Genomic DNA, 12,756 nt, shown 5'->3' with positions numbered 1-12,756 from the left:
GGATTCTCCGGCGCAGGGCCGGCGCGCCGCGGGGCGCACCGGCTCGCGCGCATTCAGGTCACTTGCGCTTGAACCACAGGCGGATGGTGTCCCACAGGCGGCCGAAGAAGCCGGCCTCGGGCACCTCTTCCAGCGCCACCACCGGGAATTCGGCCACCTTGTTGGTGCCGTCCATCAGCTTGACCATGCCCACCTGCTGGCCCGCCGAGATCGGCGCGATCAGCAGTTCCTGGCGCTCCAGCACCGGCTTCAGGCGCCCGCCGGTGCCCTTGGGCACGGTGACGAAGGTCTCGTTCTGGACGCCGATCTTGACCGTGCCGCTCTTGCCCTTGTAGATGTCCGGCGTGGCCAGCACCTGGCCCTTGTCGTACAGGCGCAGCGTGTCGAAGAACTGGAAGCCGTAGTTGAGGATCTTCAGGCTTTCCTGGGTGCGCACCTGTTCGGTGGTGGTGCCGATCACGATCGAGATCAGGCGGCGCGAGCCGTCCGGCACGTTGGCCAGCGGCCGCTTGGCCGACGAGATCAGGCAATAGCCGGCGGACTTGGTATGGCCGGTCTTGACGCCGTCGACGGTCGAGTCGATGTACAGCAGGCGGTTGCGGTTGGGCTGCCTGATCTTGTTATAGGTGAACTCCTTCTGCGAGTACATGCTGTAGTACTCGGGGAAGTCCTTGATCAGGCGCGTGGTCAGCGTCGCCAGGTCGACCGCGGTGGTGTAGTGGTTGGGATCGGGGATGCCGTCGGTATTGGTGAAGTGGGTGTTCTTCATGCCCATGCGCTGGGCCTCGCGGTTCATCATCGCGACGAAGCCCTCTTCCGAGCCACCGACGGCTTCGGCCAGCGCCAGCGCGGCGTCGTTGCCCGACTGCACGATCAGGCCCAGCAGCAGGTCCTGCACCGTGACCGGCTTGTTGGGCTCGATGAACATGCGCGACTCGTCGCTTTTGACCTTGAGCACCAGGTTGGTCGGCACCACCGCCTGGTCCAGCGTCAGGCGCTTTTCCTTGAGTGCCTCGAACGCCAGGTAGGCGGTCATCAGCTTGGTCAGCGAGGCCGGCTCGATGCGCGCATCGGCGTTCTGCGAGGCCAGGGCCTGGCCGCTGGTGACGTCATACAGCATCCACGACTTGGCTGCGACCTGCGGCATCGGCACGCCCTGCGCCAGCACGGCGGCGGGCGCGGTAGCCAGCACGATGGCGGCGGCGATGGCGGCGGGAGCAAAGGCGGACGAAAGGCGTGTCGTGGCTCGATTCAGCATGTTTCTGTTTTTCCGACGGTAAGAAGGTGGCGCGGGAAATTCCGGGATGGCGGGCGTGCCGGCCTTACCGGTCCCACGCATTGACGACGAGCTGCTTGATCAGGTGCAGCTTGCGGTGAAAGAAATGGTCGGCGCCGGGGATCACGATCACCGGCAGCTCCTGCGGGCGGGCCCAGTCGAAAACGCTGGCCAGCGGCACGGTGTCATCCTGTTCGCCATGGATCACGATGGTGTCGGCCGGCACCTGGGCGACTTCCCAGCGGCTGGCGGCGGTGCCGACCAGCACCAGGCGCTGCACCGGCGTGCCGGCCTCGGCCAGGCGGCGCGCCACGTGGGTGCTGACGAAGCTGCCGAACGAGAACCCGCCCAGCGCCAGCGGCAGCGTCGCGGCCTGCGCCGACCACGCGGTCTGCTGGCGCATCCAGGCCGCCACCGCGAGCAGGTCGTCCTGTTCGCCGATGCCGTTGTCATGCTCGCCGGCGGTCGCGCCGACGCCGCGGAAGTTGGGGCGCACGGTGGCATAGCCCAGCTGCACGAAGGCGCGTGCCAGCGTCTGCGCGACCTTGTTGTCCTTGGTGCCGCCGAACAGCGGATGCGGATGTGCCACCAGCGCCAGGCCTCGGGGCTCGCCTTGCGGCAGGTCCACCGACACGTCGATCGCGCCGACGGGGCCGGCGATGGAAAGTACCTGGGTATGCGCGTTCATAGGGCGTCAGGATGGCGATGAACCGGCTGGCTCAGGCCCGGAAATCCCGGGGCAAAAATGAAAAAACCGTCCGGCGTGCGGGCGGCGGGGTCTGGCATCGGCGCTGCGGCATCGGCAGCGCCGCGGACTTCGTTCTCGTTCAGCGGTCCACCATCAGCGATCCACCATCAGCCGCTCGACCGGCTTGCCCTTGAGCAGGTGACTGTCGATGATTTCATCGATGTCATGCTCGTCGACATAGGTGTACCAGATGGCCTCGGGGTAGACCACCAGCACCGGGCCGAGTTCACAGCGGTTCAGGCAGCCTGCCTTGTTGATGCGCACGCGGCCTTCGCCGCCGGCGATGCCCAGTTCCTTGCAACGCTTCTTGGCGTATTCCTGCATGGCCTTGGCGTTGTAGTTGGCGCAGCAGTTCTCGCCGGCCTCGCGCTGGTTCAGGCAGAAAAAGACGTGGTGCTGGTAGTAGCTGCGCATGCGTACGGTGTGAAGACGGCCCCGGACGGCGGCACGGCCCGGACGGCATTGAACGGAAGCTCGGAATTATACGGCGTTGCGAGCGGCGGGCCGCGATATGCGGCAGCTTTGCGCGCACTGCCATCCACCCCGGGGCCCTGCCAGGTGGCGCCTCGCGCACCCTGTGCCCGCCCGCCATTCCGGATCGCCGGAGCCGCCCCGTCCGGGATTCCGGAATCCCGGAGGTCCGGCGCCCGCCCGCGGCCAGCCTTTCCTTGTGAAACAAGCAGTTAGCAATACCGGTTGGACTGGCATGCCGGTTGCGAATTCCCGCCCCTGAACGCGCCGCAAGCGTGACGGCGCGCGCCCGCGCGGACCCGCCCGGGTACGGTCAACACCGAGGACGACATCATGAGGAAACCCTTCTACAAGATCCTGTACGTGCAGGTCCTGTTCGCCATCTGCATCGGCATCCTGCTCGGCCACTTCTGGCCCGACACCGGCGTCGCCATGAAACCGCTGGGCGATGGCTTCATCAAGCTGATCAAGATGATCATCGGCCCGATCATCTTCTGTACCGTGGTCACCGGCATCGCCGGCATGAGCGACATGAAGAAGGTCGGCCGCGTCGGCGGCAAGGCGCTGCTGTACTTCGAGGTGGTTTCGACCTTCGCGCTGCTGATCGGGCTGGGCGCCGCGCACCTGCTCAAGCCGGGCGTGGGCTTCAACATCGATCCCGCCACGCTCGACACCAAGGCCATCGCCCAGTACGTGTCAAAGGCGCACGGCCAGAGCACGGTCGAGTTCCTGATGCACATCATCCCCGACACCGTGTTCAGCGCCTTCGCCAACGGCGACATCCTGCAGATCCTGCTGGTGTCGCTGTTCTTCGGCGCCGCGCTGGCCGTGCTGGGCGAGCGCGCCCGCATCGTGGTGCAGTTGATCGAGCAGGTCTCCAAGGTGTTCTTCCATATCGTCCACGTGATCACCAAGGTGGCCCCGATCGGCGCCTTCGGAGCGATGGCGTTCACCATCGGCAAGTACGGCCTGGGCTCGCTGGTGCCGCTGCTCAAGCTGATCGGCACCTTCTACTTCACCGCCATCGTGTTCGTGCTGGTAGTGCTGGGCACGATTGCGCGCATGACCGGCTTCAGCATCGTGCGCTTTATCTCGTACATCAAGGAAGAACTGCTGATCGTGCTGGGCACCAGCTCGTCCGAGGCGGCGCTGCCGCACATGATGGAAAAGCTGGAGAAGCTGGGCTGCTCCAAGTCGGTGGTGGGCCTGGTGGTGCCGACCGGCTACTCGTTCAACCTGGATGGCACCAACATCTACATGACCATGGCGGTGATCTTCATCGCGCAGGCCACCGGCATCGAGCTGACGCTGATGCAGCAGCTGACCATCCTGGCGGTGGCGATGATCACCTCCAAGGGCGCCAGCGGCGTGACCGGCTCGGGCTTCATCACGCTGGCGGCGACGCTGGCGGTGGTGCCGACCATCCCGGTGGCGGGCATGGTGCTGATCCTGGGCATCGACCGCTTCATGAGCGAGTGCCGCGCACTGACCAACATCATCGGCAACGGCGTCGCCACGGTGGTGGTGTCGGCGTGGGAACGCGAGCTCGACCGCAAGCGCCTGGCGCGCGTGCTGCAGCACGGTGCCGGCGACGATGCCGACGCGCTTGGCGAAGCCGGCCAGCGCGCCGCCTGAACCCGCCGCGCGCGCTGCTGACCCGGCGGCGCGCCAGCGGGTATCATCGGCGCGACACCCTCGCGCGCCGATGCCACATTCCGACGACTTTCTCGCCGTGCATGATCCCGCCGCCACCCGCCCGGTGCACGCGCCGGCGGCCGGCAGCGGGCGCTGGTGGGGCTTTGCCGTCGCCCTTGCCGCGGGCCTGCTGCTGCTGTGCGCGCTGACCTGGCTGGTCTCGGTCCAGCGCGGCCTGGCCAGCCTGCAGCAAGGCACCGCGACGCGCGCCGACCGCTACGCCGCCACGCTCGAAAGCACGCTCGACCGCTACGAGTTCCTGCCCGCGCTGGTGTCGCTGCATCCCTTCGTGCGCGGGCTGCTCGCCGCCCCTGACGACGCGCAGCGCGTCGCCGCCGCCAACCAGTACCTGGCCGAGGTCAACCGGCGCGCGCATGCGTCGGCCACCTACGTGATCGCTGCCACCGGCATCGCGCTGGCGGCCAGCAACCACGGCCAGCCCGGCAGCTTCGTCGGCACCGACTACCGCTTCCGCCCCTACTTCCAGACCGCCGCGGGCGGCAAGATGGGGCGCTTCTACGCCATCGGCATCACCAGCGACGAGCCCGGCTACTACATCGCGCAGCCGGTCGAGGCCAACGGCAAGGTCATCGGCGTGACTGTGGTCAAGCTCAACCTGGAGTGGTTCCAGCGCGCCGGCAGCGGCGCCGAGCCGCTGATGGTCAGCGACGACCACGGCGTGATCTTCCTGTCGTCGGTATCGGCATGGCAGTACCGCACGCTGCGCCCGCTGCCGCCCGCGCTGCGCGCGGAACTAGAGCGGACCCGCCAGTACCATGGTCGCGCGGTCACGCCGCTGCCGCTGGAGCCACTGGCGTCGCCGGTCACGCGCTGGCTGGCCGACACCACGCTGCCGCAGGGCGCGCGCCTGGTCCGCGTGCGCGACGAGGCCGCCGGCGGCCGCACCACCTTCGCGCCGGACGGCGCCGAACGCGCCGACCGCTACCTGGAACTGAACCGCACCGTGGGCCCGGCGGGCTGGACCATGCAGGTGATGGCGCCGCTGGACCCGGTGCTGGCCAACGCCCGCAACGCCACCGTGGCCGCGGCGCTGGCCTATGCCTGCATCTGCCTGCTGCTGGTCAACTGGCGCCAGCGCCGCCAGCGCGCGCGCGACATGCAGTACAGCCGCCGTTTGCTGGAGGCCGCCTATGACCAGCTGGAACGCCGCGTCGAGGCCCGCACCGCCGACCTGATGGCGATCAACGAAAAGCTGGAAGACGAAGTCGCCGAGCGCACTCGCGCCGAAAGCGAACTGCGCGCGGCCCAGGACGAGCTGGTGCAGGCCAGCAAGCTGGCCGCGCTGGGACAGATGGCGGCCGGCATCACGCATGAGCTGAACCAGCCGCTGGCCGCGTTGCGCACGTTCTCAGACAACACCCGCGTGCTGCTGGAGCGCGGCCAGCTGGCCGCGGCCGAGGGCAACCTTACGGCGATCGCCGACCTGACCGAGCGCATGGGCAAGATCACCGGCCAGCTCAAGCTGTTTGCCGGCAAGGCGCGCCCGGTGCAGCGGCCGGTGGCGCTGCGCGCGGCGGTCGACCACGTGCTGGCGCTGCTGGCACCGCGGCTGGGCGCGGTCACGATCCACCTCGCTGGCCTGGATGCAGTGCCGGGCCTTGCCGTGCGCGCCGACGAACTGAAGCTGGAGCAGGTGCTGCTGAACCTGCTCGGCAATGCGCTCGATGCCATCGCCGCTGCCGCGCCGGCCGCCCCGGAACTCGGCCGCATCGACCTGGAAGTGCAGGCCGGCGAGCACGCCGTCACCATCGTCGTGCGCGACAACGGGACCGGCATCGCGCCGGAAGCGCTGCCGCGCCTGTTCGAACCCTTTTTCACCACCAAGGAAACCGGCCAGGGGCTGGGGCTGGGGCTGGCGATCTCGTCGTCGATCGTGCGCGAGTTCGGCGGCCAGCTCAGCGTCGCCAACGTCCCCGGCGGCGGCGCGCAATTCACGCTGGTGCTGGCGCGCGCGCCCGCCATCGATGCCGCGCCATCGGTTTCCGCGTCACCATGAGTACTGCGATGCAAGACGGTCTGCGTGTCCTGTTTGTCGAAGACGAGCCGCTGGTGCGGCAGGCCACCGCGCAAAGCCTGGAGCTGGCGGGCTTCCGCGTGCTGGCGCTGCCCTCGGCCGAAGCCGCGATCCCGCACCTGCACGGCGCCTTTGCCGGCGTGGTGGTGACCGACGTGCGCCTGCCCGGGGCGAGCGGGCTGGACCTGCTGCAGCACTGCCGCAACGCCGCGCCCGGCGTGCCGGTGATCCTGGTGACCGGCCACGGCGACATCACCATGGCAGTGCAGGCGATGCGCGAAGGCGCCTATGACTTCATCGAAAAGCCGTTCGGCGCCGACCGCCTTACCGACACCGTGCGCCGCGCGCTGGAACGGCGCGCGCTGGAACTGGAAAACCAGGCGCTGCGCCGCGAACTGGCCGGACCCGCCGCCGGCACGCGCATCATCGGCCGCTCGCCTGCGATCGAGCAGGTGCGCGCGCTGGTGGCCAATGTCGCGCCCACCGACGTGCCGGTGATGATCAACGGCGAGACCGGCACCGGCAAGGAACTGGTCGCGCGCAGCCTGCACGCGCTGTCGGGGCGTGCCGAGGGGCCCTTTATCGCGCTGAACTGCGGCGCGGTGCCCGAAGCCATCTTCGAGAGCGAGATGTTCGGGCACGAAGCCGGCGCCTTCACCGGTGCCGGCAAGCGCCGCATCGGCAAGCTCGAGCATGCCTCGGGCGGCACGCTGTTCCTCGACGAGATCGAGAGCATGCCGCTGGCGCTGCAGGTCAAGCTGCTGCGCGTGCTGCAGGAAGGATCCCTGGAGCGGCTGGGGTCGAATGCCTCGGTGACGATCGACGTGCGCATCGTCGCCGCGGCCAAGGGCGACATGGATGCGCTGGTGGCGCAAGGCACCTTCCGCGAAGACCTGTATTACCGGCTCAATGTCGTCACCATCGCGCTGCCGCCGCTGCGCGAGCGGCGCGAGGACATCGTGCCGCTGTTCGAGCATTTTTCGCTGGTGTCGGCGGTGCGCTACCAGCGGCCCGCGCCGATCCTGTCCGAGGCGCAGCGCCAGGCGCTGGCCCAGCGCCCGTGGCCGGGCAACGTGCGCGAACTGCGCAATGCCGCCGACCGCATGGTGCTGGGCGTGCCCGAGGGCGGCCAGGCCGGCGCGCAGGCGGCGGGCCCCGACGACACCGCGCCGCTGCGCGAACGCATGGAGCACTTCGAGCGCGCCGTGATCGCCGACGCGCTGGCGCGCACCGGCGGCGCGGTCAGCCAGGCCGCGGACCTGCTGCAAGTGGGCAAGGCCACGCTCTACGACAAGATCAAGCGCTACGGGCTGTGATGTCATGCGCGCTTCATCGCGCTGCCACGGCGCCGTCACATTGCCGGCCTATGCTTCGTATGCGGCTGCGGCATTGGCAGGTGCCCGCCGTGTGTATCAGTCTTCGTGGTAATTGATGGCCCCGCGCATGCGGGGCGTTTTTTTTCGGGTTGGATCGAGTCCAGCGGCGCTTCGCCGCTTCACACCCACCACACATTGCCCTCACCCCGGCTGGCCAGACTGGAGCCCTTCGCTCTCCGGAAACCGCCATGCCCTCCTTCGACTACGAACTCGTCATCGCCGGCGCCAGCTTTGCCGGTGCCGCCTGCGCCCTGGCCGCCGCGCGCGCCGGCCTGCGCGTGCTGGTGCTTGAACGCAAGACCGATCCGGGCGGCAAGCTCCACACCACCGGCATTCTGGTCAGGGAAGCGATCGAGCAGACCTGGCTGGGCCAGGCGCCGGCCGATTGCGTGCATCGCGTCGAGCAAGTGAAGCTGTACTCGCCGCGGCTGCGCAGCCTGAGCCTGAGCGCGCCCGGCTACTACTTCCACACCACCGATACGCCGCGGCTGATGCGCTGGCTGGCGGCGGAGCTGGTGCGCCACCGGGTCGAGCTGCGGCTGGGCCAGGCCTTCGTCGGCGCGGTGCCGCGCCACGGCGGCTGGCATGTCACCGGCGTGGGCCAGACGCGCTATCTGGTCGGCGCCGACGGCGCGCAGTCGCGCGTGGCGCAATGCGCCGGGCTGGGGCGCGCGCACAGCTTTCTGTACGGCGTGGAGTATGAATTCCCGGGGCTGTCGCTGCCCGAGCCGGACGCGCTGCACTGCTTCATCACGCGCCGCTTCGCGCCCGGCTATATCGGCTGGATCGCGCAGAACCCCACCGGCGTGCAGGCCGGGCTGGCGCTGCGCTACCTGCCGCGGCGCGGCCGCGCGCCGGACCTGGACGGACTGCTGGCGCATGTGCGCGAGCGCGCCGGCCTGCCCCAGCTGACGCGGCCGGCGGCGACCCGCGCCGGGCTGATCCCGTGCGGCGGCCCGGTGTGGCCGCTGGCGCGCGACGGCGTGATCCTGACCGGCGACGCCGCGGGCATCGTGTCGCCGCTGACCGCGGGCGGCATCCACTATGCCTTTGCCCACGGCGAGTCGGTCGGCGAAGCCGTGGCCGCGCATTTGCTGCGCTGCGGGCCCGCGCCGGAAGCCGTGGCCAGCGCCAGCGCGCCGCGCTTTCGCGCCAAGCGCGCGCTGCGCTGGATGTTCGAGCGCTTCCAGTGCGACTGGCCGTTCGACCTGATGCTGTATTCGCCGCCACTGCGCCGGGTCGCGGAGCAGATCTATTTCCACCAGCGCGGTTCGGAACCGGCAGCGCCGGCGCGCGCGGCGGCCAGCGCCTGACGGGCTAGAATGCCGGGCATGGAACAACCGCGCATCCTGGTGGTGGAAGACGAGCAGGCCATCGCCGACACCATCCTCTATGCCCTGCGCACCGACGGCATGCTGGCCGAGCACTGCACGCTGGGCGGCGACGCGCTCGCGTGCCTGCGTGCCGCGCGGGCCGACCTGGTGATCCTGGACGTTGGGCTGCCGGACCTGAGCGGCTTCGAGGTCTGCCGCACACTGCGCACCTTCAGCGATGCGCCGGTGATCTTCCTGACCGCGCGCCATGAAGAGATCGACCGCATCGTCGGGCTGGAGATCGGCGCCGACGACTACGTGGTCAAGCCGTTCTCGCCGCGCGAGCTGGCCGCGCGCGTGCGCGCCATCCTGCGCCGGGCCCGCGGCGGCGGCGCCACGCCAAAGCCCGGCGAGGCGGCCGGCTTTACCCACGACCAGGACGGCGCCCGCCTGGCCTACCACGGCCACTGGCTGGCGCTGACGCGCTACGAATACCTGCTGCTGGCCCTGCTGGTGGCGCATCCGGGCCGCATCTACTCGCGAGCGCAGCTGATGGACGCGGTGTGGGCGGGCGCGCTCGACACCAGCGACCGCACCGTCGACACCCATATCAAGACCCTGCGCGCCAAGCTGCGCGAGGTGTCTGCCGAGAGCGCCGAGCGCATCCGCACCCATCGCGGCATGGGCTATTCGCTCGAGCCCTGAGCGCGCGCCATGCATATCGGCCTGCGCATCTTCTTCGGCTTTTTCCTGATCGTGGGCCTGGCCACGGTGCTGACGCTGCGCGTGTTCGTGCAAGAGGTCAAGCCGGGCGTGCGCCAGGCCATGGAAGACACGCTGATCGATACCGCGCACGTACTGGCCGCGCTAGCCGCCGACGACCTCAAGGCCGGCCGCATCGCCGACGGCGCTTTCGCGCGGCATATGGCGGCGCTGCGCGAGGTGCCGGTCAATGCCGAGGTCTCGGGGCTGCACAAGGACAGCATCGGCTATCGTGTCTACGTCACCGATGCCAGCGGCATCGTGCGCTTCGACTCCACCGGCACCGACGTGGGCCGCGACTACTCGCGCTGGAACGACGTCTACCTGACGCTGCGCGGCAAGTACGGCGCGCGCAGCACGCGCGCCGACCCCGACGATGAGACCAGCACCGTGATGCACGTGGCCGCGCCGGTGCGTGACGTCGACAGCAATGGCGAGCGCATCATCGGCGTGTTGACCGTGGCCAAGCCCAATGCGGCGATGGCGCCGTTCATCGCGCGCAGCCAGCGCAAGATCCTGCTCTATGGCGGCCTGCTGATCGGCACCGCCTGCGTGATCGGGCTGGCCTGCACGCTGTGGCTGGTGCATGGCCTGAGCCGCCTGCGCGGCTACGCGCGCGCGGTGGCGGCCGGCGAGCGCGCCGAGATGCCGCTGCGCGGCGCGGGCGAGCTGGCCGAGCTGGGGCGCGCGGTGCAGGGCATGCGCGAGCGGCTGGAAGACAAGCAGTATGTCGAGCACTACATCCACACGCTGACGCACGAGATGAAGAGTCCGCTGGCCGCCATCGGCGGCGCGGCGGAGCTGCTGCAGGAAGAGATGCCGGCGCCCGACCGCCAGCGCTTCGTCGCCAATATCCGAACCCAGTCCGGACGGCTGGAAACCATGATCCGCAAGCTGCTGGCGCTGGCCGAGGTGGAACAGCGCCAGCGCCTGGAAGTGTGCGAGCCGGTGGTGCTGACGCCGCTGCTGGCGCAGCTGTGCGCCGAGCTGGAGCCGCGTGCGCGACAGCGCGGCGTCGCGCTGCAGTGCGAGGCGGAGGCCGGGCCTGACACCGACGCCGGCCACGCCAGCGGCCACGTCTGCGGCGACCCGTTCCTGCTGCGCCAGGCCATTGCCAACCTGCTCGACAACGCCATCGACTTCGCCCCGCCGGGCACCGCGGTCACGGTGCGGCTGGAACGTCGCGGCGACGCACTGGCCATCGCCGTGGCCGACCAGGGCCCCGGCATTCCCGACTACGCGCTGCCGCGCGTGTTCGAACGCTTCTACTCGCTGCCGCGCCCGCACGGTGCGGACAAGAGCACCGGTCTGGGCCTGTGCTTTGCGCGCGAGGTGGCAACGTTGCATCATGGCGACGTGACGCTGGCCAACCGCCCGGGCGGCGGCGCGCTGGCCGAGCTGGTCTTGCCGGCGGCCTAGCCCCCGTGCCGGCCGGACCGGCATAGACTGGGGCTTCTAACGTGACTGCGCTGAAACTCCCTATAATCGAACGACCGTTCATTTAGGGCACTTCCCATTGCCCGCCAGTAGTTCAGGAGACACCATGCCCGCCGCCAAGCAACTGCCCCAGGCCCTGCAGAACCTGGCCCTGCCCGTGATTGCCTCGCCCATGTTTATCGTCAGCTACCCGGAACTGGTGCTGGCGCAGTGCAAGGCCGGCATCGTCGGCTCGTTCCCGGCGCTCAATGCGCGCCCGGCCGAGTTGCTCGACGAGTGGCTGACCCGGATCGGGGACGAGCTGGCCGCCTTCAAGGCCGCCAATCCCGGCGCACCGGTGGGCCCGGTCGCGGTCAACCAGATCGTGCACGCCTCCAACGCGCGCCTGGAGCATGACATCAAGGTCTGCGTCGAACACAAGGTGCCGATCTTCATCACCTCGCTGCGCGCGCCGCCCAGGGAACTGATCGACGCCGTGCACAGCTACGGCGGCATCGTGCTGCACGACGTGATCAGCCTGCGCCATGCCGAAAAGGCGATCGAATCGGGCGTCGACGGCCTGATCCTGGTCGCCGCGGGCGCCGGCGGGCATGCCGGCATGCTGTCGCCGTTCGCGCTGGTGGGCGAGGTGCGCAAGATCTTCGACGGCCCGATCGCGCTGTCGGGCTCGATCGCCACCGGCGAGGCGGTGCTGGCCGCGCAGGCCATGGGCGCCGACTTCGCCTACGTGGGCACGCGCTTTATCGCCTCGCAGGAGGCGCACGCGGCAGAGACGTACAAGCAGTCGATCACCAGCTCGGCCGCCGCCGATATCGTCTACACCAACCTGTTCACCGGCGTGCACGGCAACTACATCCGCGAAAGCATCAGCAACGCGGGCCTGGACCCGGACAACCTGCCGGTGGCCGACAAGAGCAAGATGGACTTTTCCAGCGGCACCTCCAAGGCCAAGGCATGGAAGGACATCTGGGGCGCCGGCCAGGGCGTCGGCCAGATCCACGACATCCCCAGCGCCGGCGAGATCGTCGCGCGCATGAAGTCGGAGTACGATGCCGCCAAGGCGCGGCTGGGCATCGCGCGCTGACCGATCCCTCACCGGGCCGCGTGGCGGCCCTTTGTCCGACCATTGCCGCCTTCCAACCCCGACCTTTCGCCCGATCCTGACGCCGTGCCGAGCCACCGCCAGCGCGTGCTGCGCGCCGCCTGGGTGGCGCTCGGCGGGGTGTGCCTGCTGCTCGGCGTGATCGGCATCTTCCTGCCGGTGCTGCCGACCACGCCCTTCGTGCTGCTGGCCGCGGCCTGCTTCGCGCGCGGCTCGCAGCGCTTTCATGAATGGCTGCTGGGGCATCCGCGCTTCGGGCCGCTGGTCCACGACTGGCAGCGGCACCGCAGCATCCCGTTCAAGGCGAAGTGCCTGGCGCTGTCGATGATGTGGCTGTCGATGGGGACCACGGCGTGGCTGCTGCGCGGGCGGCCGCTGGTGTCGGCGGCGTTGCTGGCGTGCGCGGTGGGGGTCAGTGTGTGGATGGTGCGGTTGCCGACGCGGCCGGCGGAGGGTGGGAAGACTTGAGGCTTTCCGGACTATTGACGGCCTTTACTTCGTGGAGGCTCCTGCCCTCTCCCCCACCCCTCTCCCGCGCGCG

At 69.5% G+C, this 12,756-nt stretch carries 11 protein-coding genes; 8 read left to right on the top strand and 3 right to left on the bottom strand.

Annotation, left to right across the window (positions count from 1 at the left end; all coding sequences use genetic code 11):
* Nucleotides 1-58: 58 nt before the first annotated feature.
* The 3 genes from ACEI37_RS12315 to ACEI37_RS12305 all read right to left on the bottom strand — a co-directional run bounded on the left by ACEI37_RS12315 (nt 59) and on the right by ACEI37_RS12305 (nt 2,438).
* Nucleotides 59-1,258 carry a D-alanyl-D-alanine carboxypeptidase family protein gene (locus tag ACEI37_RS12315; RefSeq protein ID WP_111521800.1) on the bottom strand — a complete coding sequence of 400 codons (1,200 nt, stop codon included), beginning with the start codon at nt 1,256-1,258 and terminating at the stop codon, nt 59-61.
* Between the two features lie 64 nt (nt 1,259-1,322).
* Nucleotides 1,323-1,964 (bottom strand): alpha/beta hydrolase, encoded by a 642-nt coding sequence (locus ACEI37_RS12310; protein ID WP_012351581.1) that lies wholly within the window; start codon nt 1,962-1,964, stop codon nt 1,323-1,325.
* Nucleotides 1,965-2,117: 153 nt separating this feature from the next.
* Entirely contained in the window at nt 2,118-2,438 is a 321-nt protein-coding gene (locus ACEI37_RS12305) for a ferredoxin (RefSeq protein ID WP_012351580.1), read from the bottom strand.
* A gap of 390 nt (nt 2,439-2,828) precedes the next feature.
* Here ACEI37_RS12305 and ACEI37_RS12300 point away from each other — a divergent pair, with 390 nt between their 5' ends.
* The 8 genes from ACEI37_RS12300 (at nt 2,829) to ACEI37_RS12265 (ending at nt 12,683) form a co-directional block, all read left to right on the top strand.
* Nucleotides 2,829-4,130 (top strand): dicarboxylate/amino acid:cation symporter, encoded by a 1,302-nt coding sequence (locus ACEI37_RS12300; protein WP_115686669.1) that lies wholly within the window; start codon nt 2,829-2,831, stop codon nt 4,128-4,130.
* 70 nt (nt 4,131-4,200) lie between these two features.
* The gene (locus tag ACEI37_RS12295; protein WP_373379125.1) at nt 4,201-6,207 is read left to right on the top strand and encodes an ATP-binding protein; all 2,007 of its coding nucleotides are present in this window, start codon (nt 4,201-4,203) and stop codon (nt 6,205-6,207) included.
* An 8-nt stretch (nt 6,208-6,215) separates the two neighbouring features.
* Entirely contained in the window at nt 6,216-7,541 is a 1,326-nt protein-coding gene (locus ACEI37_RS12290) for a sigma-54-dependent transcriptional regulator (protein ID WP_373379124.1), read from the top strand.
* A gap of 248 nt (nt 7,542-7,789) precedes the next feature.
* Nucleotides 7,790-8,914 (top strand): NAD(P)/FAD-dependent oxidoreductase, encoded by a 1,125-nt coding sequence (locus ACEI37_RS12285; protein ID WP_373379123.1) that lies wholly within the window; start codon nt 7,790-7,792, stop codon nt 8,912-8,914.
* A gap of 9 nt (nt 8,915-8,923) precedes the next feature.
* Complete coding sequence (gene creB / locus ACEI37_RS12280) at nt 8,924-9,619, top strand: two-component system response regulator CreB (protein WP_373379122.1); 696 nt, start codon at nt 8,924-8,926, stop codon at nt 9,617-9,619.
* 9 nt (nt 9,620-9,628) lie between these two features.
* Complete coding sequence (gene creC, locus ACEI37_RS12275; RefSeq protein WP_373379121.1) at nt 9,629-11,095, top strand: two-component system sensor histidine kinase CreC; 1,467 nt, start codon at nt 9,629-9,631, stop codon at nt 11,093-11,095.
* Nucleotides 11,096-11,219: 124 nt separating this feature from the next.
* Complete coding sequence (locus ACEI37_RS12270) at nt 11,220-12,197, top strand: NAD(P)H-dependent flavin oxidoreductase (protein ID WP_373379120.1); 978 nt, start codon at nt 11,220-11,222, stop codon at nt 12,195-12,197.
* Between the two features lie 84 nt (nt 12,198-12,281).
* Nucleotides 12,282-12,683, top strand: a complete 402-nt coding sequence (locus tag ACEI37_RS12265) for a YbaN family protein (RefSeq protein WP_373379119.1) — start codon at nt 12,282-12,284, stop codon at nt 12,681-12,683.
* The last annotated feature ends 73 nt before the right edge of the window (nt 12,684-12,756 follow it).

Source organism: Cupriavidus nantongensis (assembly GCF_041726985.1).
Lineage (GTDB): Bacteria > Pseudomonadota > Gammaproteobacteria > Burkholderiales > Burkholderiaceae > Cupriavidus > Cupriavidus nantongensis_A.
This window is presented reverse-complemented; position numbering and strand designations above follow the sequence as displayed.

Excerpts from the sequence above, each read along its gene's own strand:
- ACEI37_RS12300 (WP_115686669.1), top strand. The coding sequence starts at position 2,829 with ATGAGGAAACCCTTCTACAAGATCCTGTACGTGCAGGTCCTGTTCGCC.
- ACEI37_RS12285 (WP_373379123.1), top strand. The coding sequence starts at position 7,790 with ATGCCCTCCTTCGACTACGAACTCGTCATCGCCGGCGCCAGCTTTGCC.
- ACEI37_RS12310 (WP_012351581.1), bottom strand. The coding sequence starts at position 1,964 with ATGAACGCGCATACCCAGGTACTTTCCATCGCCGGCCCCGTCGGCGCG.
- creB (WP_373379122.1), top strand. The coding sequence starts at position 8,924 with ATGCCGGGCATGGAACAACCGCGCATCCTGGTGGTGGAAGACGAGCAG.
- ACEI37_RS12305 (WP_012351580.1), bottom strand. The coding sequence starts at position 2,438 with ATGCGCAGCTACTACCAGCACCACGTCTTTTTCTGCCTGAACCAGCGC.
- creC (WP_373379121.1), top strand. The coding sequence starts at position 9,629 with ATGCATATCGGCCTGCGCATCTTCTTCGGCTTTTTCCTGATCGTGGGC.
- ACEI37_RS12315 (WP_111521800.1), bottom strand. The coding sequence starts at position 1,258 with ATGCTGAATCGAGCCACGACACGCCTTTCGTCCGCCTTTGCTCCCGCC.
- ACEI37_RS12270 (WP_373379120.1), top strand. The coding sequence starts at position 11,220 with ATGCCCGCCGCCAAGCAACTGCCCCAGGCCCTGCAGAACCTGGCCCTG.
- ACEI37_RS12290 (WP_373379124.1), top strand. The coding sequence starts at position 6,216 with ATGCAAGACGGTCTGCGTGTCCTGTTTGTCGAAGACGAGCCGCTGGTG.
- ACEI37_RS12295 (WP_373379125.1), top strand. The coding sequence starts at position 4,201 with ATGCCACATTCCGACGACTTTCTCGCCGTGCATGATCCCGCCGCCACC.